The 25,393-nt window shown below is 38.7% G+C and carries 20 protein-coding genes; 14 read left to right on the plus strand and 6 right to left on the minus strand.

Features of this window, described 5'->3' with window-relative positions:
* The first annotated feature begins 165 nt into the window (after window positions 1–165).
* The 3 genes from ACIQ1H_RS20795 to ACIQ1H_RS20805 all read left to right on the plus strand — a co-directional run bounded on the left by ACIQ1H_RS20795 (window position 166) and on the right by ACIQ1H_RS20805 (window position 3,153).
* A complete protein-coding gene (locus ACIQ1H_RS20795; protein ID WP_173478103.1) occupies window positions 166–1,614 on the plus strand; it encodes a S41 family peptidase in 1,449 nt (482 codons plus the stop codon).
* 109 nt (window positions 1,615–1,723) lie between these two features.
* Window positions 1,724–2,929 (plus strand): PDZ domain-containing protein, encoded by a 1,206-nt coding sequence (locus ACIQ1H_RS20800; protein ID WP_402891606.1) that lies wholly within the window; start codon window positions 1,724–1,726, stop codon window positions 2,927–2,929.
* Window positions 2,929–3,153, plus strand: a complete 225-nt coding sequence (locus ACIQ1H_RS20805) for a CsbA family protein (RefSeq protein ID WP_173478137.1) — start codon at window positions 2,929–2,931, stop codon at window positions 3,151–3,153. Before ACIQ1H_RS20800 ends, ACIQ1H_RS20805 begins: the two co-directional genes overlap by 1 nt.
* A gap of 174 nt (window positions 3,154–3,327) precedes the next feature.
* Here ACIQ1H_RS20805 and ACIQ1H_RS20810 read toward each other — a convergent pair whose 3' ends face one another.
* Together ACIQ1H_RS20810 and ACIQ1H_RS20815 are read right to left on the minus strand one after the other, a co-directional pair.
* A complete protein-coding gene (locus tag ACIQ1H_RS20810) occupies window positions 3,328–3,654 on the minus strand; it encodes an AzlD domain-containing protein (protein WP_173478102.1) in 327 nt (108 codons plus the stop codon).
* The gene (locus ACIQ1H_RS20815; RefSeq protein WP_402891609.1) at window positions 3,651–4,382 is read right to left on the minus strand and encodes an AzlC family ABC transporter permease; all 732 of its coding nucleotides are present in this window, start codon (window positions 4,380–4,382) and stop codon (window positions 3,651–3,653) included. Before ACIQ1H_RS20815 ends, ACIQ1H_RS20810 begins: the two co-directional genes overlap by 4 nt.
* A 124-nt stretch (window positions 4,383–4,506) precedes the next feature.
* Here ACIQ1H_RS20815 and ACIQ1H_RS20820 point away from each other — a divergent pair, with 124 nt between their 5' ends.
* From ACIQ1H_RS20820 to ACIQ1H_RS20855, 8 genes are all read left to right on the plus strand, one after another.
* Window positions 4,507–5,058 (plus strand): helix-turn-helix domain-containing protein, encoded by a 552-nt coding sequence (locus ACIQ1H_RS20820; protein ID WP_173478100.1) that lies wholly within the window; start codon window positions 4,507–4,509, stop codon window positions 5,056–5,058.
* 11 nt (window positions 5,059–5,069) lie between these two features.
* Complete coding sequence (locus tag ACIQ1H_RS20825; RefSeq protein WP_173478099.1) at window positions 5,070–5,693, plus strand: TVP38/TMEM64 family protein; 624 nt, start codon at window positions 5,070–5,072, stop codon at window positions 5,691–5,693.
* 167 nt (window positions 5,694–5,860) lie between these two features.
* Complete coding sequence (gene addB, locus ACIQ1H_RS20830) at window positions 5,861–9,370, plus strand: helicase-exonuclease AddAB subunit AddB (RefSeq protein ID WP_402891613.1); 3,510 nt, start codon at window positions 5,861–5,863, stop codon at window positions 9,368–9,370.
* Window position 9,371: 1 nt separating this feature from the next.
* Window positions 9,372–13,085, plus strand: coding sequence for a helicase-exonuclease AddAB subunit AddA (addA, locus tag ACIQ1H_RS20835; RefSeq protein ID WP_402891616.1), 3,714 nt, complete (start codon window positions 9,372–9,374; stop codon window positions 13,083–13,085).
* Window positions 13,086–13,244: 159 nt separating this feature from the next.
* A complete protein-coding gene (locus tag ACIQ1H_RS20840) occupies window positions 13,245–14,411 on the plus strand; it encodes a DUF418 domain-containing protein (protein ID WP_402891617.1) in 1,167 nt (388 codons plus the stop codon).
* A 124-nt stretch (window positions 14,412–14,535) separates the two neighbouring features.
* Window positions 14,536–15,438, plus strand: coding sequence for a fumarylacetoacetate hydrolase family protein (locus tag ACIQ1H_RS20845; protein ID WP_173478096.1), 903 nt, complete (start codon window positions 14,536–14,538; stop codon window positions 15,436–15,438).
* A 218-nt stretch (window positions 15,439–15,656) separates the two neighbouring features.
* Window positions 15,657–16,025, plus strand: a complete 369-nt coding sequence (locus ACIQ1H_RS20850; RefSeq protein ID WP_402891620.1) for a YisL family protein — start codon at window positions 15,657–15,659, stop codon at window positions 16,023–16,025.
* Between the two features lie 897 nt (window positions 16,026–16,922).
* The gene (locus ACIQ1H_RS20855; RefSeq protein ID WP_402891623.1) at window positions 16,923–18,389 is read left to right on the plus strand and encodes an alpha-amylase family glycosyl hydrolase; all 1,467 of its coding nucleotides are present in this window, start codon (window positions 16,923–16,925) and stop codon (window positions 18,387–18,389) included.
* Between the two features lie 337 nt (window positions 18,390–18,726).
* On the opposite strand, the gene ACIQ1H_RS20860 is transcribed toward ACIQ1H_RS20855, so the two are convergent.
* Window positions 18,727–19,584: a DegV family protein gene (locus ACIQ1H_RS20860; protein ID WP_402891778.1), complete on the minus strand. Its 858-nt coding sequence runs from the start codon at window positions 19,582–19,584 to the stop codon at window positions 18,727–18,729.
* A gap of 90 nt (window positions 19,585–19,674) precedes the next feature.
* Entirely contained in the window at window positions 19,675–20,484 is an 810-nt protein-coding gene (locus ACIQ1H_RS20865) for a Cof-type HAD-IIB family hydrolase (RefSeq protein ID WP_173478092.1), read from the minus strand.
* A 125-nt stretch (window positions 20,485–20,609) separates the two neighbouring features.
* On the opposite strand from ACIQ1H_RS20865, the gene ACIQ1H_RS20870 reads away from it, so the two are divergent.
* On the plus strand, window positions 20,610–21,374 hold the full coding sequence (locus ACIQ1H_RS20870; protein ID WP_402891625.1) for a serine aminopeptidase domain-containing protein: 765 nt from the start codon (window positions 20,610–20,612) through the stop codon (window positions 21,372–21,374).
* 53 nt (window positions 21,375–21,427) lie between these two features.
* Complete coding sequence (locus ACIQ1H_RS20875; protein WP_173478090.1) at window positions 21,428–21,736, plus strand: metal-sulfur cluster assembly factor; 309 nt, start codon at window positions 21,428–21,430, stop codon at window positions 21,734–21,736.
* A gap of 154 nt (window positions 21,737–21,890) precedes the next feature.
* Here the strand turns inward: ACIQ1H_RS20875 and ACIQ1H_RS20880 are convergent, their stop codons facing one another.
* Window positions 21,891–22,586, minus strand: coding sequence for a Crp/Fnr family transcriptional regulator (locus ACIQ1H_RS20880; protein WP_228134372.1), 696 nt, complete (start codon window positions 22,584–22,586; stop codon window positions 21,891–21,893).
* A 258-nt stretch (window positions 22,587–22,844) separates the two neighbouring features.
* On the opposite strand from ACIQ1H_RS20880, the gene ACIQ1H_RS20885 reads away from it, so the two are divergent.
* Window positions 22,845–24,971, plus strand: a complete 2,127-nt coding sequence (locus ACIQ1H_RS20885) for an ATP-dependent Clp protease ATP-binding subunit (protein ID WP_402891627.1) — start codon at window positions 22,845–22,847, stop codon at window positions 24,969–24,971.
* Window positions 24,972–25,028: 57 nt separating this feature from the next.
* On the opposite strand, the gene ACIQ1H_RS20890 is transcribed toward ACIQ1H_RS20885, so the two are convergent.
* Window positions 25,029–25,223 (minus strand): YjzD family protein, encoded by a 195-nt coding sequence (locus tag ACIQ1H_RS20890; protein WP_024362521.1) that lies wholly within the window; start codon window positions 25,221–25,223, stop codon window positions 25,029–25,031.
* Between the last annotated feature and the right edge of the window lie 170 nt (window positions 25,224–25,393).

Consider the following 25,393-nt stretch of genomic DNA (forward strand, 5'->3'; position numbering starts at 1 on the left):
TACTCCCTCTAAATAAAAATCTACGCTGACTCCCGCGGGAACGCAAGTGTCAGGCACCCAAACAATTCTGAAAAAGAAGGGCAAGCGCTTATTTAGAAAACAAAACATTATTTTGTATGTTTGAAAATAAAAATTCATACAGTAAAGAGACAGAGGAGGGAAGGTTTGCGCAAAATTACGGCAGGAGTCGGGGTACTTGTCAGCAGTTTATTGATAGGTAGTGGAGTTTACTTTGACTGGTTTGATTTTGTTGGAGCTGAGAAAAAAGTGCAAGTGGCAGAGGTTGATTCGATTAACGAAGCTTTACAACTAATCGAAAAGAAATCTGTATATAGCACGAAAAAAGAAGAACTAGTAGAAGGCGCTTTGCGCGGTATGGCAGATGCAATAAAGGACCCGTATAGTACCTATTACACGAAGGAAGAGGCTGAGCAACATCGGCAAATGCTAGCAGAAGAAAGAGTTGGCATTGGTATTGAACTGACAGAAAACAATGGCAAGTTTATTATTGTATCACCTGTTCGTTCGTCACCAGCAGAAAAGGCTGGAATGCGCTCTCTCGATGAAATTGTACAAGTTGATGGTGTAAAAGTAGATGGGAAAACAATGAGTGAACTCATGCATTTGATTCAAGGGGAGAAAGGGACAAAAATTACGATTGTTGTTTATCGACCAAGCGAGGATAAGCATATTAAAATGACGATGGAACGTGCTGCAATCTCCAATAAAACAGTATCGAGTGAAGTAGTGAAGATTGAAGATACTTCGATTGGATATATAGAGATCTCGTTATTTGGTGAGAAGACAGCTAATGAGTGGGTGGCAGAAACAAGTAAGCTGCTACGCAAAGATGTAGAAGGGCTCGTTGTTGACGTTCGAGATAATCCTGGAGGCTATTTACATAGCGTCGCAGCGCTACTTAGTACAATTTTAGAAAATGGTAAAGTATTTGCCTATATGCAAAATGCAGAGGGTGCTATGGAGCCGTTAAAAACTGAATCGAAAGGCTTTGATGAAAAATATTTAGCAAAGATGAATAAAATTCCAATTGTCATTATTCAAAATGGTGGTAGTGCATCTGCTAGTGAAGTACTGAGCGGAGCATTAAAAGGCTGGAATCGTGCTTCACTTATCGGCGTTAAAAGCTTTGGTAAGGGAACAGTACAAGAATCTTGGTCTCTTGCTAATGGAGGAGAACTAAAACTATCGACAAATAAGTGGCTTACGCCAAAACGTGAATGGATTCACGGGAAGGGTATAGAGGCTAGTTTAGTTATTGAACAAAATGAATTATTTGCATTCCAATTGCATCCATTAACAGGACAATTCAAAGTAGGCAATATGAGTGAGGAAATTGCGTATACACAAAAAGCCTTGCAAAAGCTTGGTTATCAGATTGACCGATTAGATGGCTATTTAGATGAGACAACTCAAGAGGCAGTCAAGCTTTATCGCAAGCAAAAAGAATTACCAGCAGCAGAAGATGATATATATGTAGACTCCACTTTCTTCAATAGTTTAAATGGAACGCTAAAGGCATACAAAGAAGATCGTCAAAATGACTTGCAATTCCAAATGGCTACAAGCTTCTTGTTGCACAATATTGAGCAGTAGATGCAATAGTTATTATAAATCTAGTAAAAATGATGGGAATTGCAAAGCTTTCTACCAGTTACTACTACGCAAGACAGTGGTCGTTTGATACAATGAATGCATAGTATTCATGACAGAAACGGCGGGTGTTCGTATGGTTAGTAACATATTAATAGAAATTGTAACAGCGATTGGCCGCTTTTTACTTAATCCAGTAGTTTATATTGCGATAGTAGTTGCTATTTTATTAGGGTATAGACGTGTAAAGCAAGAGCGAAGATTTTTTAACAGACGTATTATTTGGGGTTGGACAGAGCTGATGGAACAATGGAAGCGTGGATGGCCTTATGCATTAGTCATTTCACTAATTAGTCTAGGTGTCGGGCTGACTGTTCCTCCATCATTTTTATTGAGTCTAATGGCTATATCTTTTCTAGGTTTATTGCTATTTTTCATCAATGTATTATCACCAATTTACACAATGGCAATGGCGGCTCTAGCATTATGGGCGATGTTCCAATACAATTGGACGTTCTCCTGGTGGAAACTTACGTTGGAAGGCGTTAATTTATTAGATGGAGCTATTGTTACAATTACGATCATAACAGGGCTATGCGTTATCGTAGAAGGCATGCTAATTCGTCGTACTGCTAAACAAGTGATAACTCCTGGTATTGAAAATACGAAGCGTGGGATGCAGGCTATCGTCTATCGTACACGGAATGTCTGGGTGTTACCTATATTCTTTATTATTCCAGGTAATATCATTCCATCATCATTGCCATATTGGCCGCAGTTTACGTTGGGAGATAATCACTTTGCTTTCGTATTATTCCCTGTAGTTATCGGATTTTCAAAGCTGTTAAGGAAAGAATTACCCGTTGTGCAGTTGCCGAAAATAGGGCGCTCCGTCTTATTGTTAGGTCAGCTGATTTTAATAGGTGGACTTGCTTCATTTTTGGCACCAACTATTGGCTATATAACATTAGCAGTAGGGGTATTAATTCGAATACTGATTTCAATTTATTATGCATTGCAAGATAAAACGGAATCATATGCAGTTGCACCAAGTACAAAGGGAGCGATAATTGCTGCTGTGCTTCCTGATTCACCAGCAGAAAAAATGGGCTTGCTTGCAGGGGAATGTATTCGTAAAGTAAACGGACACACGATTACTACAGAAGTTGAACTATATGAAGCTTTACAATTGAATGCTGCACATTGTCGTTTAGAGGTGCTTGATCGTAATAACGAAATTCGCCTGACACAGCATGTCATTTACAGCAATGACCATTATCGAATAGGGTTATTGTTGGCGGAGCCGAGAGAACTATGATAGATCTATATGGGAAAATAATGTTAGCATTATTTTTCCCAGCATTACTCGTGTTATTGTTTACTCGAATTACGTATAACCGTTATGTGGCATTAAGTTTAGCAATAGCACTTATTGCGGCTTCCGTATATGCAGGTTATACTTCTCCACCTATTATTTTTGTTATTGATGCATTTTCGTTAACTGTTGGCTTTTGGTTGGCGAGCAAAATGCAAAAAAAATAAGGAAGGCTGTCATGAAAGACTCCTTAACTCCTGTAAAAAAAAAAATCCGCGTCGCATTTGCGTGCACTGTGTAAGACGAAATCATCTTTATAGCGATGATTTCGTCTTATACCTCGTGCTAATTCGCAAGCGTCTAAGCGGATTTTTTTATAGGGAAAAAGTCAACCTGATTGATTACATAAAAAATCTAACAGCAGCCATGATGATAACGCCTGCCACAACTGTAATGGATAGACTTTTTGTAACTAATGCAATAAGTAAAGTAGGCACAAAGGTTAAAAAGACAGGCCAATCCAGTGTCACGAAACTTTTGCTTTCAGTATCTAATAAGTTTTCTATAACAAGGGCGCTGAGAATACAAACTGGAATAAAGCTAAGCCATTTTAGCACAACATCTGGCAGTGTTACACTGCGAACAAACATAAATGGAATAACACGGGGTAACCATGTAACTAATGCACAACCGATAATAAGCCATACCATCGAAGCAGTTGTCGTCATTTATCTGTCACCACCCCAATCGTCGCCACAATCACAGTTGCAAGTAGTACTGCTAAATGTGAAGGAACGAGATAAGATAAGCCGTACATAATGATAACCATATAGCCAATCAATTTTAGGTAATGCATAATTTTATTTTTTCCAACGCTACTAAGCTGTAGCACTAGTAAAGCTACAAACATGGCGATTAATGCAAAGTCCAAGCCCCACTTTTCGGGGTTTGCCACCCATTGCCCTAAAAAAGCACCTGCAACGCAAGATAAAATCCAAAAAGAATACGCTGTTATATTCAGTCCATCCATCCATTTGCCATGTAATTTACCATTTTGCATTTGTTTGGTTATGGCTACTCCAAATGTTTCGTCTGTTAATAATGTCCCGAATCCGACATTTCGTAGCATAGAATAGCGCGTAAAATGAGGTGCCAATGTTAAACTCATTAATAAATGACGTAGATTTACGACAAAAATGGTTACAATGATAGCAGAGGCAGGACTACTCGTTAGCAAAAGTGCACAAAAAATAAATTGAGCAGAGCCAGCGTAAACGAGTATTGTCAGTAATGCAATTTCAACTACAGATAGTCCAGAAGCGGAACCTACAACCCCGAATGCCAGTCCTATACTAATGTAACCGAGTAGAGTAGGTACACAATCTTTAAATCCTTGTAAAAAGCTATTTTCTGTAGTGGTTGTTGAATCATTATGAAGATCTGTTGTGCTTGTCATAAATAGGTCATCCTTTCGGAAAAATTTCCATGTATACTTATAGTGGAATAGTTTGATAATTCACACATGTTTATTAAAGTATACATATGTCTGATAAAATAAACAATAGGAAATGGTGAGTCAGATGGAACAAATGAGTCGAAATTTAGCATTCCAATTAAAAAAAATACGACAGCAACGTAGTTTAAGCTTAGATGATGTAGCAAAAGCAACAGGCGTTAGTAAAGCACAGCTTGCCCAAATTGAGAAAGGTGAAGCGAATCCAACTGTTTCAACAATTTGGAAAATTGCTGCAGGTCTTCGTATATCATTTTCATCCCTTTTACAACCACCGATAGCCCATTTTATGAAGTTTAGCAGTAAAAATGCGCCACATGTCGATGAAGATGACGGGCGTTATCGTGTCTACTCCATTATTCCTTATGATCCTGAACGAGGTTGGGAATTTTATAAAGTAGAAATGGAGCCAGGTGCCAGAAGTAGGAGTGAAGCCCATACAGAAGGGGTAGAAGAAACTGTAACTGTTATTCATGGACAAGCAATTATTTCTGCTGGCGTAATGCATGAAACTTTAACTGAAGGAGAAACTTTGGTATTTTCTGGACATCAAGCACACGAATATCAAAATGCTTCAGAAGAACTTACGATTTTACATGTAATCTTGCAATATAAATAGAGGTGGCAAAAGTGAATGAATGGTTTACTGTAGAAAATATCGAGCATGTTGCGGCACAATACCGAACGCTGGGACCCATAATAGGTGTGATATTACCTTTCTTAGAGGCTTTTTTTCCTTTTTTACCGCTAGTTGTGTTCGTTGTCGCAAATGCAAGTGCGTTTGGATTATGGATAGGTTTTTTATTATCATGGTTAGGTTCAGTAGCAGGTTCATATGCAGTATTTTTGCTTGTCCGACATTTCGGAAAGCATCCGAAGCTGCGTTTTGTAACGCGGGGGAAAAAGGTACAAAAGCTTATCAAATGGGTTGATATGAATGGAATTAGCCCGTTGTTTGTTTTACTGTGCTTCCCATTTACACCGTCAGTGCTTGTCAATATAGTTGCGGGTCTCTCGCATATTCATAAAAAATATTATTTAACAGTGCTACTAGCAGGAAAATTCGTAATGATTTTAGGGATGAGTGTTCTTGGCTATGATTTAAAATCGTTGTTAACAAGTCCAATTCGACTGATTAGTGCTGGTGTAGCCATTGTATTGTTATGGTGGATTGGCAAGCTTATAGAGAAGCGTTTGAATGCGCGAGTGGAAAAAGATTTGAAACGTGCGCGAAAAATGACGAAAAATGAATAATCTTCTAGGCTGAATCTGCACATGCAGTCCCTTGTATCATGTAAAATGGTAGGAGGGTCTTTTTTATTTCATTTAGCAGTAGTTTGGTATTGGAGAATTATGGTGAAACGATTACAATAGATTTCTTATAATAGATTTGAATTTTTTACGAATAGGGGGAAGAGTGAATGACATTACGAATTGTATCAGGACGTGCAGGTACAGGAAAATCAGCATTTATTCATAGAGAAATAGTCGAGCAAGTATCTACAGATCCATTAGGTCACCCTATTTTTATCATTGTTCCTGACCAAATGTCTTATTCTACTGAATATGAGCTTACTAATAGACATGGCTTACACGGACTAATACGTGCACAAGTGATGACGTTTAAACGCTTAGCTTGGCTTGTACTACAAGAAACGGGTGGGATTGCCCGCCAAGAAGTTAATGGCTATGGCTATCGAATGCTTATTCGAAAATTACTAGAGGAGCAAAAAAGCGATTTCTCTCTATTTCGACAAGCTGCTGGTAAACGAGGCTTTACAGAAGAAATCGAAACATTATTACGTGAATTTAGCCGTTATAGTGTGAACAGTTCAGTATTAGCAGAAGTGACAGCTTCCTTAAAGGCTGTCGATGCACCGAATACATTACAGGCAAAAACAAATGATTTACAAATTGTTTTACAAGCATTAGAAGAACGACTTGGCACGACTTATGTCGACAGTGAGGGATATTATCCGATTTTAACAGAGCAGTTAAAATTTTCGGAGACGATGAAGCAGGCGACAATTTATATAGATGGTTTTACCGCATTTACTGTTAGAGAGCTAGAGCTTGTAAAAGAACTGCTAAAAGTATCAAAGCAGGTTACCGTTGTACTGCCGTTCGACCATATCGAAGAAGTATACGATGAGCAAGCGCTTTTCAATGAAGCGGCAATGACAAATCAACGTCTGCAAGATATAGCACAGGAAAATGGCATCGAGATAGATGGACCAATACATTTTTTCAATACACACCGATTCCAGTCAGAAGATTTACGTCATGTAGAAGCAACATTTGAGAAAATAGTGCCACAAACAAAAAAATCAACAGGTGATGTGAAGGTTTTTGAAGCATCGAATCGACGGGCAGAGATTCATGCCATTGCCCGGGAAATAACAAAGCTGACAAGGCAGGAGGGCTATCGTTATCAAGATATAGTATTGCTCTATAGACAAGCAGATGTATATGACCCGCTCATTTCAACAATTTTCCAACAGTATGACATTCCTATTTTTGTGAACTCGAAAAAAACGATGCTTCATCATCCTTTAATTGAGTTTAGTCGTTCTGCTTTGGAAGTTATCACATCTAATTGGAAATATGAACCGCTTTTTAGAAGTGTGAAAACAGATTTATTTTTCCCGTTGCATGCAGAGCAAAGTGTTTGGCGTGAGCGTGCAGATCGTCTAGAAAATTACTGTTTAGCACAAGGGATTTACGGAGAACGATGGTTTGAAGAAGCAAGATGGTTTTACAAAAAATATAGAGGGCTCGAATTTCATTCCCGTGTTCAAACGGATGAAGAGCGTGCGATGCAGACAGAAATCGAGGCAATTCGCGATGTCATCCGTGCACCGTTAAAAGTATTGCAGGACAAGCTTATGCATGCAACAACTGGTAGAGATGTGGCAACTGCGTTATATGAGCTAGTCGAGGAAGTGCAAGTATATGACAAGCTACAAATCATGAAAGATCGTGAAATTGATAGAGGAGAAGCATTAGCTGCAAGTGAGCATGATCAAGCGTGGAAAGAATGGGTGGCAGTACTTGATCAGTTTGTTTACATGTTTGGGGAGCAGGAAATGTCTGTGGAAGAAGCGGCAAAAATTTTAGATGAAGGATTCGATACATTAGAATTTTCCCGTATTCCGCCTACTTTAGATGAGGTCATGGTGGCAACAGTCGATTTAGCCCGTTTATCGCATATTAAAGTTGCCTTTGTTCTAGGAATGAACGATGGCGTTTACCCTACACGTATGGATTATGAAGGATTACTATCTGATACAGAACGTGATTGGTTTATGCACATCGGCTATGAATTAGCACCAACATCCAAAAATAGATTATTGCAGGAAAACTTCTTACTATATCGTGCAATCACAACACCGTCAGAAAAGCTATATATGACCTATTCGACGGCAGATGAAGAGGGAAAAGCGCTCCTCTCTTCGTTATACATTAAGAGGATTATTGGAAACGATAAAACGGAAGGACTTTTAAGCGGGGTAAATGTTGAGCGTGTTGTCATTGATCCAATTGAATTGCTCGATAATAATGTATTGCCTTATTTACGACATCCTCGTACAGCATTAGCACATTTAACGCTGCAATTACGGCAAGCAGAGCATAGTCGTGAGCTTGCACCAGAATGGGTAGCTTTACAAAAATATTATGAGCAAGATCCATATTGGGCATTAATTTTACATCGACTAATGCATCCGATTACACATAAAAATGAGGCAGAACCACTGGAAGGCTACATTACACAAGAGTTATATGGTCGTAAGCTAACATCAAGTGTGTCAAGGATTGAAAAATACTTCCGCTGTCCGTTTTCCCATTTCACAACGTATGGGCTGCGTTTGGAAGAACGAGCAGAATATCGCTTAGAAACATTTGCAATGGGTGATTTATTCCATGAGGCGTTGAAATGGATTACTGAAGAGACGCATCGTTTACAGCTATCGTGGATTCGTTTAACGAAGCAGCAAATTCAACAGCTTGCGCGACAGGCAGTTGAGCAAATAGTGCCTGTTTTCTCCCATCAAATTTTACTATCGAGTGCACGCTATCGTTATATCCAGCGCAAGCTTATCCGTATTGTAGAGCGCACAATGATGGCACTGACACAGCACGCAAATGTTTCCCACTTTAAACCAATTGCCATTGAGGCATCGTTTGGACCAGGGCAACACGAACAGCTTCCGCCATTGGAAATTGATTTACACGGTGGCAAAAAAATGTTTATGCGTGGTCGTATTGACCGTGTAGATAGTGCATCTATTGATGATCGCTCTTATTTACGTATCGTCGATTATAAATCATCTGCTCGTGATTTAGACTTGAACGAGGTCTATCATGGCCTATCGCTACAGGTGTTAACTTATTTAGATGTAGCGATGGAAAATGCATCCTATTGGCTACCTGGTGATGCAGAGCCTGCTGGTGTGCTGTATGTCCATGTCCATAATCCAATGTTAAAACTTGATAAAGACTTGAGTGATAGTGAAATTGAAGAAGATCGTTTAAAGCAATTTAAGATGAAGGGGCTTTTAACAGAAAATCCAGAAGCAATTTTATCGATGGACGAGCAACTTGAGGATGCAAGTGGGCACTCCCAGATCATTCCTGTCTATATGAAAAAAGATGGTACACCGTCAGAATCACAATCGCGTATTGTGCCTGTTAATGATATGAAAAACTTGCAACATTTCGTCCGCCGTAAGCATCAAGAAGCAGGGAATGGTATTTTAGCAGGGGACACAGCGATTAGCCCGTATAAACTAAAATCCAAAACAGCCTGTGATTATTGTCAATTTGCATCAGTGTGCCAATTTGACCCATCCGATGGTAAACAAAGCTATCGTCAGCTACCGCAAGTAAAACCAGTAGAGGTTGTCGAAAAAATTCGGGAGGAGATGAAATAATATGGTGCAGCAAATACCTGTGAAGCCAGCAAATGTCACTTGGACAGATGATCAGTGGAAAGCGATATATGCAAGTGGACAAGATACTCTTGTTTCAGCAGCAGCTGGTTCTGGTAAAACAGCAGTGCTCATTAATCGCATGATTGAGAAGGTCGTCGCAACAGAAAACCCAATTAATGTGGATGAATTACTTGTTGTAACGTTTACTAATGCTTCGGCAGCTGAAATGCGCCATCGTATGGCAGAGGCACTTGAAAAGGCGATAGCAGAAAATCCGACGTCTAGCCATTTACGACGTCAGTTGAGTCTAGTTAATAAAGCGCAAATATCAACACTGCATTCTTTCTGTTTAGCCATTGTGAAGCAGTATGCGTATATGCTAGATATTGACCCAGGTTTTAGGATAGCGAATGAGGCTGAGATTGCGTTACTTAGAGATGATATTCTAGCTGACGTGCTAGAATCAGCCTACGATACAGAGGACGAAGCTCAAATCAATGCCATCTATCGATTAGTGGATAGTTTTACATCAGATCGTGATGATCAGGCGATTGAAACATTAATGAGTAAGCTTTATGATACGTCACGCGTTCATGCTGAACCGAAAAAATGGTTACGAAGCTTACCAGAAACATATAAGTTAGCAGATGATGTGACAATTGATGATTTAGAGTTATCCAAATATGTGAAATTAACTGTTAAACATAGTCTAGAGGAAGCTTTCGTGCTAATTTCTGAAATGCGTGCCATTACGCTTCAGCCAGACGGCCCTGCGCCATATGCTGAAACGGCAGAGCTCGATTTTGCCATGATTCAAGAAGGGATTCGGATTAGTCATGAAGGAACGTGGCAACAGCTATTTGATTATTTTTCAACTGTCAAATGGTCGACATTGAAGCGCGTGTCAAAGGATGCATTAGTCGATGTAGAGCTTCAGGAGCTGGCAAAGAAAAAGCGTGAGTCGGCTAAAAAAATGATGAATAAGCTGAAAGAAACTTATTTTGTCCGCACACCAGCACGTCTGCTAGAAGAAATACGATTAATGGCACCGACGATTGCAACTTTAGTTGAGTTGACGACAATTTTTTACGAGCAATTCCGTCTGGCAAAATTAGAGCGGGGAATTATCGACTTTTCCGACTTAGAGCATTATGCACTGCAAATTTTAACGGAAGAGGTAGATGGAAAATTACAGCCTTCTCCTGTTGCGCTAGATTTAAAAAAACGTTTCAAAGAAGTGCTTGTAGATGAATATCAAGATACGAATATGCTACAAGAAACGATATTACAATTAGTCAAACTTGGTGAAGAGCAAGATGGCAACCTTTTTATGGTTGGTGACGTAAAACAAAGTATATATCGCTTCCGTTTAGCAGAGCCAAAGCTCTTTATGCGAAAGTATGGTGAGTTTTCAGAGAATCCAGATGCAACTGGCATGCGCATTGATTTGAATGCTAATTTCCGCAGTCGTAGTGAGGTTTTAGATGCCACAAATTTTGTATTTGCACAAATTATGGGTGAACGTGTTGGTGAAATACACTATGATGACAATGCTTCATTAAAGCCAGCAGCACCGTATGATGATAAAGAAGTACCTGTTGAACTCGTTGTTTTGCATCCACTAGAGGAGGAAGCAACGGATGAAGAACTGGAAGAGAGTATGAGCGAGGCATCAGAGCTTGAGGAACTAAAGAAATCACAGTATGAAGCACGATTTATCATTGATCGAATTCGCCAAATGATGGAAGACGGCACAACCGTATATGATACGAAAACCGCAACAGAGCGCCCATTAAAATACAGTGACATCGTTATTTTAATGCGTTCGATGACATGGTCAACGGATTTAGTGGAAGAATTTAAGCTTGCTGGAATTCCTCTCTATGCAGAGTCATCTAAAGGTTATTTTGACGCACTTGAAGTGATGATTATGCTTAACACATTAAAAGTCGTAGATAATCCGTATCAAGATATTCCACTAGCCTCTGTGTTGCGAGCACCCTTTGTAGGCTTAACAGAAAACGAGTTAGCCAAAATTCGTTTGGCAGATACAAAAACACCGTTCTACGATGCATTAAGGCAGTTTATTCGTAGCGAAGGACATGGTGTACAATCTGAAACATTTGAGAAGCTTCAACGTTTTATGCTGGCATTTGAAAATTGGCGAGATTTAGCGCGACGAGGATCTTTGTCAGATTTAATTTGGAAAATCTACTTAGATACACATTATTATGAAATGGTTGGCGCAATGCCGAATGGTAAACAACGACAGGCAAATTTACGCGTTTTACATGATCGAGCATTAATGTATGAAAAAACGTCGTTTCGAGGCTTATTCCGCTTCCTACGCTTTATAGACCGTATGCGCACACGTGGTGACGATTTAGGAACGGCAAAGTCCATTGGGGAAAAAGATGATGTCGTAAGACTTGTGACAATACACTCCTCTAAAGGGTTAGAGTACCCTGTTGTGTTTGTTGCAGGAATGGGACGTCCCTTCAATAAAATGGATTTCCATAATCCATATTTATTCGACCAGGATTATGGGCTTGCAGTCAAGGCAATTGATCCAGAAAATCGTATAACCTATACTTCCTTACCGTTTCTTGCGATGAAGGAGAAAAAAGAGCTTGAAATGAGAGCCGAAGAAATGCGGGTTTTATATGTAGCAATGACACGTGCCAAGGAACGGCTTATTTTAGTAGGGTCAGTAAAAAGCTGGGGTAAAACACGTGATGCTTGGCAGGATGCTCAAAACTTGGCTGTGGATGCACCGTTGCAAGATTATTTACGTGCACGTGCCAATAGTTATTTTGACTGGGTTGGACCTGCTGTTGCAAGACATGCTGATTTTGCATCCATTGCAAGTTCGCCATATAAGGCGAGACAAGATGTATCTCATTGGTGGATTCGGGCGATACCAACTTATCACTTTATGTATGACACGCAAGCGCTCGACAGTGATGTACAGCAGATGCTAGAAGCACCAGAGGATGCGGCGTTGCTCGCAGAAATTACAAATCGCTTCCAAGCGCAGTATGCATTTCAAAAATCGACATTAAAACGCTCAAAAACATCTGTTAGTGAAATTAAGCGTGTTGAAAGTTTACAACGTCAAGAAGAGCCAGAATACTACTTTATGAATCCTAAAAAGAATCAGGCTACGATTGCACCTAGACCAACCTTTTTACAGGACAAGCAGCTAACAGGTGCAGAAATGGGGACAGCTGTCCATACGGCTATGCAGCATGTACCACAGAGTGGCTTTTCTACAGTGCAAGAGGTTGAGCAATTTGTAGCTGAGTTAGTGGCAAAACAGTTGCTAACGGAGGCAGAAAGCAAAATTGTCCCGTGCGAGAAAATTTTCCGTTTCTTTACAACAGAGATTGGACAACGCTTCAAAAATGCCAAGCAAATTCGCAGAGAAATGCCATTTACCATTAGTCGTGTCGATGAAGACGGTGACGCGCAAATCGTTCAAGGGATTGTGGATTGCTTGTTTGAGGATGTTTATGGCAACTGGATATTACTTGATTATAAAACAGACCGTATTAGGCCCCCATTTATGGAGGAGCCAGCGCTATCGAAGGAACTTATAGGTCGCTATGGTGTACAACTACGTGTTTATAGTGAGGCGATTGAATCGATTTTACACATACAAGTAAATGAAAAAGTGTTGTACTTGTTTGATATTGAGCAAGCACTTTACGCGTAGGGAAACCGTCGCCTTAGAAATTAGGTAGTATTCCTTTCATACGCGTGAAAATGCAAGCTGCAAACTTCTGCGTGGAAAGTGAGCATTCATATAGCTTACATACATGCAGAAGGGAGCAAATTGCAATGTACGTGATAGGAAAGAAGAGGAGGCTATTTTGTGAATTTAAAACCGACGATGTTGCAGGAGCGTATTGCAACATTAGATATTTTACGTGGAATGAGTTTACTAGGTATTTTGCTCGTGAATATGTATGCTTTTTATTTGCCAATGCCACACATTGATTTAGGGTCATGGTTTACGACACCGTCTGATATTGTTTGGCAGCAAAATTTAGATATTTATGTGCAAAGCAGTTTTTACCCGTTATTTTCTATGTTATTTGGCTATGGGTTAGCGATGCAATGGCAAAAAGCCCAAAGTCGTGAGCAAAACTTTTATGGAACAGGTCTTCGAAGGCTGAGTGTATTGTTTATGTTTGGTTTAGCGCATGCGGTCCTCATTTGGTGGGGAGATATTTTAATGATGTATGCATTTTGTGGTATTTTTTTATTGTTACTACTACGTTTACAGCCAATTTGGCTTTTATTGACTGGAATTATTATTAATGGACTTATGCATGTTTTTATGTTGTTTGTAGTAGGGTATATTAGCTTTAATACGGAGGTTGATACGTATTTAAATATTACCGATGTGGAAAAAGCAATCACTGCGTATGGCACAGGCAGTTGGGTAGATGCCTTTTTACAACGTTTATCAGACCTATCTGTTCAGGCAGGTATCGGAATGTGGATTGCGTCATTGTTTATGGTATTACCATTTATGCTAATGGGTGCTGCTGCTTCCAAATGGCATTTAGTTGAGCGAGCGAAAGAGCTGAAATGGTTGTGGCTGGCATTAACAATTGTAGGTCTCGCAGCAGGTATTTTTCTGAAAAGTACCCCAATCTTATATTCTCGTACGTATTTACTCGATTATATAAAGGTCTATATAGGTGGTCCAATATTATCAATCGGCTATATAGGGCTCATTGTCTTACTATGTTTATTGCCCGTTGTCCCAAAATTACTTAGTCCCTTTGCGAAAATCGGACGCATGTCGTTAACGATGTACATACTTCAATCCATTATCGGAACATGTATATTTTATCAATATGGATTAGGCTGGTATGGGAAAGTTAGTGTTGCTACTGGTGTGTTAATTGCTCTTGGTATTATTGTGGCACAAATGATTTTGGCAGAAATTTGGCTAACGAAGTGGAAGCAAGGTCCTTTAGAGGCTTTATGGCGCAAATTAACATATAAAGCTAAGACTGAGTCAAGCTAAAAAATTGCTCGTAATACACTTAATTGATAGAGAATTAGCAACATTAAAAATTGTTATCGTAAAAGTAAGGTAATTTATATCATATTGTTGTATTATGTAGAAAAAAGAAGGAGCTCTTAAAATCATGAAAATTTTATCATTTAAATTAGGTGGACATGTAAGCTTTGGACCAAAAGTAAAAAAAGAAGAAGCGGTATGGGATGTACTCGCTATTCAAAACGAACTTCAAGTTCTCCCTTCTTTTTCAAGTTCAATTGTCGATGGCATTGCATTAGGCTTCGATTTTGTTGAACAGATTCGTAAATTAGTAGAGGCAGCAGAAAAATCTGATCGTGCGAATAGCTTCAAGCGTGAATTTACAGTGATTGAATGGTTATCACCAATTCCACGTACGCCTAAAAATATTATGTGTATCGGTAAAAACTATGATGAGCATGCAAAGGAAATGGGTGCAGAAGCAGCACCAATCGATTTAATGGTATTTACGAAGTCTCCTACAGCAATTGCTGCAGACGGCCAAACATTATCTATTCATGCTGATCTTTCTTCAAAAATGGATTATGAAGGTGAACTTGCGGTTGTCATCGGTAAACGTGGGAAAAACATTCCGAAAAACTTAGCCTTTGATTATGTATTTGGCTACACAATTGCGAATGATATTACAGCGCGTGACTTGCAAGATAAACATAAGCAGTTTTTCTTAGGAAAAAGTCTTGAAGGCACTTGCCCATTAGGACCATACCTTGTGACAAAAGATGAAATTCCAAATCCACAAGACTTAACAGTCGTAACAAAAGTGAATGATGAAGTGCGCCAAAATGGTACAACAAAAGATATGATGTTCACTGTCGAATCTCTTGTATCGATTTTATCGCAACACGTAACATTAGAGCCTGGTGATGTCATTTTAACTGGTACACCAGCAGGCGTAGGGAAAGGCATGAATCCACCGCAGTTTTTAAAAGCGGGTGATACAGTGAAAGTATCTATTCAAGGTATTGGTACGTTAGTCAATCATTTTGAATAATAGGTATAGTCCGCGCGAGTGCATGCTCCGCGGATTTTTTTATTGATGGAACCTTAGATGGTAGGGATGAATGCCAAAAATGCAATGATTTTAGAGTGGATTCGTCACCGCCCAGCCGTAATTAATTCAATTTCGTGAACACAATTTGTAATATTTGAAACCATTTCCACCACATGATAGGATATAGTTTGATAGAAAAAAAATGAGGTGGGACAAACATGGATTTTTTAACTAACCAAACACATTTACACATTACAACTTGGGTAGTTGGTATCGTAATCTTTTTAATCGCAGCACTTAGTGGTAAGCAGTCAAAAGGCTTACATATGGTATTACGTTTATTTTACATTTTAATTATCATTACTGGTGGAGCATTATTTATTGAAGCAATGGATTTCGGTCAAGGAATGCTTTATGGCTTTAAATTTATTGGCGGTATTTTAGTTATTGGCATGATGGAAATGGTATTAGTCCGTCAAAAGAAAAACAAGCCAACAACAATGTTCTGGATTTTATTTGTAGTGTTTTTACTAATTACACTGTTCTTAGGGTTCAAATTACCAATGGGACAACATTTCTTAGCATAATGATTTAAAAGCCGTGAAGTTTTGCTTCACGGCTTTTTTAGTGCCCAGCTTTTTAAGTGCCAGCTTTTTAAGTGCCTGTCACCCACACAATTTCCCCTGCAAAAATAAGAACTTAGCAGAGAGCACAAGTTGATGGTAGCAGAGGCGGTGACTCCTGCGGGAACGCACAAAACGTAAGACGCAACAAGCGGCGCGCCAGCGACGGTTGCGGCTTACGTGTGTGCCCGCGGAACGCACCGCTGTAGCGAACATTCACGACGATGCAAAAGAGGAGAGGACATCTCATTTTTGTAAATAAACCGAATGTAATAAGTTTACTTTCCTTGCAAAAATAAAACTTAGCAGAGAGCACAAGTTGATGGTAGCGAAGGCGGAGACTCCTGCGGGAACGCATACAGCGTAAGACGCAATAGGCGGCGCGCCAGCGACGGTTGCGGCTTACGTGTGTGCCCGCGGAAAGCCCGCCGTAGCGAACAACAACGACCATGCCAAAAGAGACGAGGCCATCTCATTTTTGAAAGAAAAACCGAATGACATTAGTTATACTTTCCTTGCAAAAATAAAACTTAGCAGAGAGCACAAGTTGATGGTAGCGGAGGCGGTGACTCCTGCGGGAACGCACGCAGCGTAAGACGCAACAGGCGGCGCGACAGCGACGGTTGCGACTTACGTGTGTGCCCGCGGAAAGCACCGCTGTAGCGAACATCAACGACAATGCAAGATTAATTCCTTCTTTTTCTCCATTGTCGCTTCATTTTATTTTTGAAGTTGGCTTAATTTGACACCTTTTTGTCGTAATTCATTTTGCATTTCACGAAAATATTTTGAAATGATAGCTACGTAGTTGTTTTATTTGGTAAAATGACGTTGGATTGCTTTGAAAGAGAGGGAATAAAAGTGAAATTTAAGAAGTGGATAGGCGCAACAGCCGCATCGCTTTTACTAGCAACTTCATTAATAGGTGCAACACCAGCTCATGCGGATGAAGTTCAAACTAGAACGATTGCAGAAGAAAGCATTTTTGATTTACTCGTTGACCGTTTCTTTAATGGTTCGGGTACCAACGATTTTGATACAAATACGAAAGACCCAACCAAATTTGCAGGTGGTGACTTTACAGGTCTACAAGATAAACTAAAATTTATTGGCGAAATGGGCTATACAATTGTATCGATCGGAACAATTTTCGATACTGAAATATACGATGGCTCCATGCCAACAAGCTATAGTAAAATCGAAGAGCATTTTGGAACAGAAGAAGAATTCCAAAATGTCGTGAAGGCTTATAAAGAAAAAAATATGTCGATGATGGTAGACTTTCCTTTAAATAATGTGAGCCCTAATCATGAATGGGCACAGGACACTACAAAACAAAATTGGATTGCCTCTACAGATAATGGCCATATTCAATGGGATTTAAATAATAAAGATGTACAAGCTGCTTTAATTGAATCTGCGACAACATTTGTTTCTACATATGATGTTGGGGGCATACGTTTAACGAATATTGCGGATGCTGATTCTGATTTTCTCAATGCCATGATTACAGCATTAAAAGATACAAAAAATTCGTTATACGTTATTACAAATGAAGAAAGTAATGCGAATTTTGATGCAAGCTTCTCGCCAGCAACGGCTGATATTCTCCGTAATATTTTTAAAAATGTTGATCAGGACTCATCAAAGTTAATGGAGCCTTTTGCTAGTGAGAAACCAACACAAATTATGATTGATTCACTGCAAACGCATCGTTTTACATTCGATTCGGCATCTGAAAACATGTTCCCACCAACACGATTAAAAATGGCATTGGGTGCATTATTTATGATGCCTGGTATTCCTGTAGTTCAGTACGGTACAGAAATCGCCATGAACGGGGAAGAGAAGCCTGACACACATCAGTTATACAATTTTAAAACAGATGAAGAGTTAATTGATTATATTAAAAACGTACAATCTTTACGTAATCAATCAGCGACATTACGTAAAGGTGATTTTGAAGTCATTACAAATGACAATGGTTTACTTGTATTTACACGAAAATCTGATGAAGAGCAATGGATTATTATGGTGAACAATACGGGGAAAACACAACGTGTCGATTTAACACCAGAGCAAATTGGTGAAGGCAAAATGCTAAACGGTATTTTACAAGAAGAAAAGGTACGTATAAATGAAAAAGATGTGTACCCAGTCATTTTAGACCGTGAAATTGTAGAAATATATCAAGTAAAAGACGATGAAGGACTAAACATTCCTTACATGGCTGCGCTTGGATTAGTCTATGTTGTATTTATTGGCTTTGTCATTGTTATTATTAAACGAGGTAAAAAACGTCGTCAAGAACAAGACGCCGCAAAGTAAAAAGAGCAAAGAGGCTGGGCAATAGAGAAAAAGTGTTAGATTGACGTCCATCTAACACTTTTTTCTGTTGACGTTGTTGTTCGCTACGGCGGACGCTTTCCGCGGGCACACCGTAAGCCGCAACCCTCGCTAACGCGCGGTTTGTTGCGTCTTACGTTTTGTGCTGTTCCCGCAGGAGTCGCCGCCTCCGCTACCAACAACTAGTATTCTCTTCTAATTTTTTATTTATTGCAAAAGAAGTAATAACAAAGTGTACACTCATTTTACACAACAGACATTTACTAACATCGTTGTCTCTCTTATTAGAATTTTAAAGTTATGTCCTGTTCTCATTATGCTATGCTTGGTAGCTCTTATTCGTAAAGAAAATAGCGATCGTACCTGGTCCAACATGAGAACCGATAACTGAACCAATCATTGTTATTTGAACTTCTTTTGGAGCGAATTTTTCCTGTATCGATGCCTTTACGTCGTTAGCGAAGGCCTCGTCATCACTGTGACTAATGCCAACAATTTTGTCAGAAAAATCACCACCGCGCTCTTGCATAATATCTAACATACGTCCAATCGCTTTTTTACGACCACGTGATTTTTCAATCGGTACAAGTTTGCCATCCTCAACATTTAAAATGGGCTTAATGCTAAGGAGCCCACCAAGAAATGCACTTGCCTTCGAAACACGACCGCCTTTCGCAAGGTAGTCTAAATCTTCCACTGTAAAAAGATGTTCCATCTGTGAAGCGAGTGAGGAGACTTTTGTTTCAATTTCCTCAAGCGAAGTACCAGCTTTACGTAGTTGAACGGCTTCTTGAACGATTAAGCCATGACCTAATGAGGCACATTTTGAATCGATAATTGCTAGCTTTAACGTAGGATATTGCTCGATTACTTGGTTGCGAATCATTACAGCTGTACTATACGTGCCTGACAATTCAGATGAAAAGGCGATATAAATGCCTTGCTCTCCGCTTTTTGCAAGGTCTTCAAAATGCTTTAAAAAAAGTTCTGGTGAAACTTGTGAAGTTTTTGGATGTGCGCCTTGTCGGATAGCATCGTAAACTTCTTTAGAATCAATCGATAGGACATCATCATATTCGTTGTTATTTACTTGTACTCGTAGTGGAAGTAGAATGACATCATTCTCTTCGTAGTAAGACTTCGGTAAGTCACATCCACTATCAGTAAAAATTTTCATCATCTTAACCTCCTAAAAAATTATATTTATTAGTAATGCTATACTTCGTCCAAATTTTAAATGGCTGAAAAAATGGAAATAGCTACTTATCTATGATAATTTTAAGCGCTCAATCAGTATTTTAGCAATGCCATCATCGTTATTCGTCGTTGTAATTTCATTGGCAATGTTTTTTAAGCTAGCGATTCCGTTCCCCATAGCGACGCCAATACCAGCATAATCAATCATTTCTAGATCATTGTCCTCATCACCAAAGGCGATAATACGCTCACGCGGAATACCTAAATCTTTAGCTACATGTGAAATTCCGACAGCTTTATTTAAGCCACGACGGACAATTTCAATAATGTGAAGCGGAGCACCCCAACGACGATGCTCAATCACTTCCGCATGAACTTCTTGTAAATGGTCACGTATAATCATTGAGTTAGTTTCGTTAGCTTGAATTAGTAGACTCGTGGGATTAACTAATAGATTTGTCGAAATATCACCGAGCGTAATTTTGGGATTCCCCATGTTAAAAATGTTTAGTATCCGATCATCCTCTGTATGCACATATATGTCATCCTTTACTTCAGCGATAATATTTTCATATTCATAGCTATTTACCGAATCGACAACCTCTCGTACAACGTTTAAGTCAATCGGTGTATGCATTGTTTGCCAAGCAGCATTTTTAGGATGGTGGACATAAGCACCATTAAAATTAACAATAGGTGTTGTTAAACCAAGCTCATGATAGTAAATGTCACTTGCACGGTAAGGACGACCTGTGGCAATCATCACTTGATGCCCTTGTTCCTTAGCCTGCAATAATGTTTTTTTAGTTTTTAAAGAAATTTGTTGTTGGTCCGTCAATAACGTACCGTCTAAATCTAAAACGATTAAATGCGGTTTCATTGCGTGTTGCCCCTTTCCTATATGTTTGAATAGTATCTCTTTGTAATCCATACGTCAAAATTTTGTCACATTGAAAAAAGTTTGCTAACATAAAAAAGGTTAGACAAAAGTTGGGAGTGACAAGAATGTTAGTAAAGAATGAAATTTGGGGACAAATTCCTTTGTTACATATATCGACAGATAATATGAATGAAAATACCCCCGTAGTAATTTTCTTACACGGCTTTATGAGCGCAAAAGAACATAACTTACATTATGCATACCAGTTAGTAAATAAAGGGGTGCGTGTCCTATTACCAGATGCAAAACTTCATGGTGATCGCAGTGAAGGATTAACAGAGACTCAAATGAATCTACATTTTTGGGATATCGTTTTAAATTCTATTCATGAAGTAGAGCAATTATATAAAGAATTAAAGAATAAGCAATTACTAGCTAACAATAAAATTGGTGTGGCTGGCACTTCGATGGGTGCAATCGTTACATCTGGCTGTCTAAAACGTTATGATTGGGTTCAAACGGCAGCAATATGTATGGGTGGCCCAGGTTTTATTAAATTAGGTGCCTATCAATTGCAACAAATGGCTAAAAGCGGTGTGAAATTTCCGATGTCTGAACAAGAAGTACAAAAAACGAACGAACTTCTCGCAAAATATGATATCAGTTTAACACCAGAACAATTCGCTGGCCGCCCAGTATTCTTTTGGCATGGTGAGCATGATAAAACCGTTCCTTTTAATGATACGTATGACTTTTATTTATCATTACGTGCATACTACGATGAAAATCCGAGCAACTTAAAATTTATTGCAGATAAACATGCTGGTCATACTGTAACACGTACAGGTATGCTAGCGGCAACTGATTGGCTTGCACAGCATTTGGCATAATAAGAAGCATCTGCTATGATTAAGTTAACACTGTGACGAAAGGAGAAATACAGATGGATCAAGATATGAAAGACAGCATGTTAAGTGCATTAGAAAACGTAATCGACCCTGAGCTTGGAATTGATATCGTCAACTTAGGTTTAGTATATGATGTAGATTTAGATGACGAGGGGTTAGCAACAGTTACAATGACACTAACGTCAATGGGCTGTCCAATGGGACCAGTTATTGTTGACCAAGTAAATACAGCTATGAGTGAACTACCAGAGGTGAAAAGTACAAATGTAAATATTGTATGGAATCCACCATGGTCTAAAGATAAAATGTCTCGCTATGCGAAAATGGCATTAGGTGTCCGTTAGTAGTTGGCATTCTAACGAGATGAATAAAAAATCCCTGCTTGCACATAACTGTAAGCGGGGATTTTTTATTTATTTTTTACTTAAGCTCACTGAAGGTTAAGTAGTCAAAATGAAATCGCAAATGGCCTACATACGACGCGTTATCGTTAATAAATCAGTCTATACGGCAAATTTGTAATGGGCAATTTTCACAGGCAATTTCATTTTTTAAATATTGTAAATCAAGAATCGTAATATAACCTTTTTCGAAGGATAGAATGTGATGCTTTTTTAGATCGTTCAACATACGGTTAATCATTTCTCTACTTGTAGCACATAAATTCGCAATTTCTGAATTCGTTAATGGAAAATCGATAAAAATGGACTCATTTTCTAATGGTTTGCCATAAGTATTTGAAAGGCGAATTAATGTTGAAAATAAAGCACCTTTTTTACCATTTAACACTAAATCACGTAATCGGCTTTGATATTTTAAATTTTCTGTTTGCAACCATTTCATATACTCTACCATTAAATGTGGCTGCTCCACTAATAGATGCTCTAATGATTTACGACTTAACACATACAACGTTGAAGTTTCTAAAACTTTAGCTGTCATCGAAAAATAAGTAAGGTTACAAAATAATGAGCCTTCACCAATTATACTATCAGGACCGCAAATTCGAATTGTTAATTCCTTGCCACTCTCGGTTTCCTGGCTAATCGAAATAGCACCTGTTTTAATATAATAAATCTCTTTAGCTCGTTCCCCTTCTAAGAAAATTTTACTATCTTTATTCACTTTAATAAAAACACCATTGTTTTGAAAAAGTGCATGCATTTTCTCTTGGATATTATCCATTAGTACCATATATCAAACACATCTCTTTCTTTTTGTAATAGAAATTACCTGTATTACAAAAGGATGACGATAATCATTTCGATATATTAAAACAACGAAACATACCACTATTATAACGTAATTTTCCATTTTTCAGTAAAAAATTTTTGAGCTTTTTTTTTGCTACGGTTTGTCGATTGTTGTAAAATAAAGTTAGTCAAAAAAGGTCAAACTTTTAATTGAAATTAAATTAGGGTAAAGATATAAAAAGAGAAGAGGAGTGCTACAATGCAATTTCAACAAACTGATGATAAAAAACCATTAGAGCAATTTGGTCGTAACTTAGTAGAAGAAGTAAAAAACGGCAAAATGGACCCTGTAATTGGACGTGATGAAGAAATTCGCAATGTCATTCGAATTTTAACACGAAAAACGAAAAATAACCCAGTGTTAATCGGTGAACCAGGGGTAGGTAAAACAGCCATTGTCGAAGGGTTAGCACAACGTATTGTAAAAGGTGATGTTCCAGAAGGATTAAAAGAGTGCGTATTGTACGAGCTTGATATGAGCGCATTAATAGCGGGTGCAAGTTATCGTGGTCAATTTGAAGAACGATTAAAAGGCGTATTAAAAGAAGTGAAAGAATCTGAAGGGCGCATTATTTTATTTATCGATGAAATCCATACGATTGTTGGTGCTGGTAAAACAGATGGAGCAATGGATGCTGGCAATATGTTAAAACCGATGCTTGCACGTGGTGAGCTTCACTGTATAGGTGCTACTACACTAGACGAATATCGTATGTATATTGAAAAAGATCCCGCTTTAGAACGTCGCTTCCAACAAGTGCTTGTTCGTGAACCATCTATTGAAGATACCGTTTCTATATTACGTGGCTTAAAAGAACGCTTTGAACTGCATCATGCGGTTCGTATTCATGATCGGGCAATTGTAGCGGCTGCTGAGCTTTCAAATCGCTATATTACAGAGCGTTTTTTACCAGATAAAGCGATTGATTTAATAGATGAGGCATGTGCAATGATCCGTACAGAAATCGATTCAATGCCACAAGAATTAGATGCGGTGACTCGTCGAATAATGCAATTAGAGATTGAAGAACAAGCATTACGTAAGGAAAAAGATGAAGCTAGTAAAAAACGTCTGGAGCAATTACAAGAAGAGTTAACAAAACTTAAAGATTCATCAGAAGGTATGCGTAAACAATGGGAAGCAGAGAAAGAAGCATTGCAAGGCATCCAGAAAAAACGTGAATTACTGGATAAATACCGTCGTGATCTAGATGAAGCGGAAAGTAAATATGATTTAAATAAAGCAGCTGAATTACGACATGGGAAAATTCCTGCCCTTGAAAAAGAGCTTCAAGAGATGGAAAAACATTTAGAAAAAGGTAGTGAGACACGTATTTTGCGTGAGGAAGTTACTTCTGATGAGATTGCTTCAATTGTATCTCGTTGGACTGGTATTCCTGTCACTAAGTTAGTGGAAGGCGAACGTGAAAAATTACTGCGTTTAAAAGATACATTACATGAACGTGTTGTGGGGCAGGATAATGCTGTTCAGCTTGTTACAGAAGCCGTATGGCGCGCGCGAGCTGGCATTAAAGACCCACATCGCCCAATTGGTAGTTTCTTATTCCTAGGGCCAACAGGTGTAGGTAAAACTGAGCTCGCTAAGGCACTTGCTGCCCAGCTGTTCGATTCTGAGGAGCATTTTATTCGTATTGATATGAGTGAGTATATGGAGAAACATAGCGTATCTCGTCTCGTTGGTGCACCTCCAGGCTACATTGGCTATGAAGAAGGAGGTCAATTAACGGAAGCCGTTCGTCGTAATCCGTATGCTGTCGTATTACTTGATGAAATTGAAAAAGCTCATCCTGATGTAGCGAACATTTTATTGCAAATTTTAGATGATGGTCGCATTACAGATAGTCAGGGACGAATGGTGAACTTTACAAATACCGTAATTATTTTAACATCTAATATTGGCTCGAGCTATTTAATGGAAGCACAAGAAGATGATGCTGGAGTCGAGGATTTAGTTATGGCCGCATTACGCCAGCACTTTAAGCCAGAGCTATTAAATCGAATGGACGATATTATTATGTTCCATGCGTTATCTGAAGAACATTTCACAGCCATTGCTTGGAAATATGTTGAGCAGCTTGTAAAACGTGTAGCTGAGCAGGAAATCACGTTAAATGTTGATCAAGACGTAATTGAATGGGTTGTGGAGCATGGAGCAGATCCACAGTTTGGTGCACGTCCTTTAAAACGCTTTGTGCAACGGTATATCGAAACAGCAGTTGCTAAGGAGTTACTGCGTGGCGAAGTGCTACCAGGAGAAACATTGCATATTAAAATGCAAAATGGCCAGTGTGTAGTTGAAAAATAATAAATAGAAAAAAACCTGTTTCGCATGAGGCGAGACAGGTTTTTTTTATGATTTTTATTAATGATGGTCTGCAGCTTCTGGTGTTGGCTCGTTTGGAATGATTGCGCCAATAACAAAAATTAGTACAGAGAATACAACTGAAAGGATCGCACCAGTTTGGAAATCAAATGGTACTCCAATTACAGCACTTACTACGTAGTTTAACATAGAAACTAGTAAGAATGACCATATGAACGTTACGATATATTGCATTAATTTCACCTCAACCGAACTTTTTTATTACATATACATTATCATATCATAACATAAGCCGAAAAAAAAAGAACCTTTTATCAAAAAGTGGCGCATTCCAAGCGGTGATTTATGGCAATATTGTCACAACATTTTAGCTTGTTGACAGAACGGAATTGTTTAAGCAGCGA

The sequence above is a fragment of the Lysinibacillus sp. NPDC097279 genome (genome assembly GCF_044761745.1).
Lineage (GTDB): Bacteria > Bacillota > Bacilli > Bacillales_A > Planococcaceae > Lysinibacillus.

Coding starts and splice junctions, on each gene's coding strand:
- addA (WP_402891616.1), top strand. CDS start 9,372: ATGGTGCAGCAAATACCTGTGAAGCCAGCAAATGTCACTTGGACAGAT.
- ACIQ1H_RS20820 (WP_173478100.1), top strand. CDS start 4,507: ATGGAACAAATGAGTCGAAATTTAGCATTCCAATTAAAAAAAATACGA.
- ACIQ1H_RS20870 (WP_402891625.1), top strand. CDS start 20,610: ATGTTAGTAAAGAATGAAATTTGGGGACAAATTCCTTTGTTACATATA.
- ACIQ1H_RS20860 (WP_402891778.1), bottom strand. CDS start 19,584: ATGAAAATTTTTACTGATAGTGGATGTGACTTACCGAAGTCTTACTAC.
- ACIQ1H_RS20850 (WP_402891620.1), top strand. CDS start 15,657: ATGGATTTTTTAACTAACCAAACACATTTACACATTACAACTTGGGTA.
- ACIQ1H_RS20865 (WP_173478092.1), bottom strand. CDS start 20,484: ATGAAACCGCATTTAATCGTTTTAGATTTAGACGGTACGTTATTGACG.
- ACIQ1H_RS20845 (WP_173478096.1), top strand. CDS start 14,536: ATGAAAATTTTATCATTTAAATTAGGTGGACATGTAAGCTTTGGACCA.
- ACIQ1H_RS20800 (WP_402891606.1), top strand. CDS start 1,724: ATGACAGAAACGGCGGGTGTTCGTATGGTTAGTAACATATTAATAGAA.
- addB (WP_402891613.1), top strand. CDS start 5,861: ATGACATTACGAATTGTATCAGGACGTGCAGGTACAGGAAAATCAGCA.
- ACIQ1H_RS20890 (WP_024362521.1), bottom strand. CDS start 25,223: ATGCAATATATCGTAACGTTCATATGGTCATTCTTACTAGTTTCTATG.
- ACIQ1H_RS20815 (WP_402891609.1), bottom strand. CDS start 4,382: ATGACAAGCACAACAGATCTTCATAATGATTCAACAACCACTACAGAA.
- ACIQ1H_RS20880 (WP_228134372.1), bottom strand. CDS start 22,586: ATGGTACTAATGGATAATATCCAAGAGAAAATGCATGCACTTTTTCAA.
- ACIQ1H_RS20810 (WP_173478102.1), bottom strand. CDS start 3,654: ATGACGACAACTGCTTCGATGGTATGGCTTATTATCGGTTGTGCATTA.
- ACIQ1H_RS20875 (WP_173478090.1), top strand. CDS start 21,428: ATGGATCAAGATATGAAAGACAGCATGTTAAGTGCATTAGAAAACGTA.
- ACIQ1H_RS20885 (WP_402891627.1), top strand. CDS start 22,845: ATGCAATTTCAACAAACTGATGATAAAAAACCATTAGAGCAATTTGGT.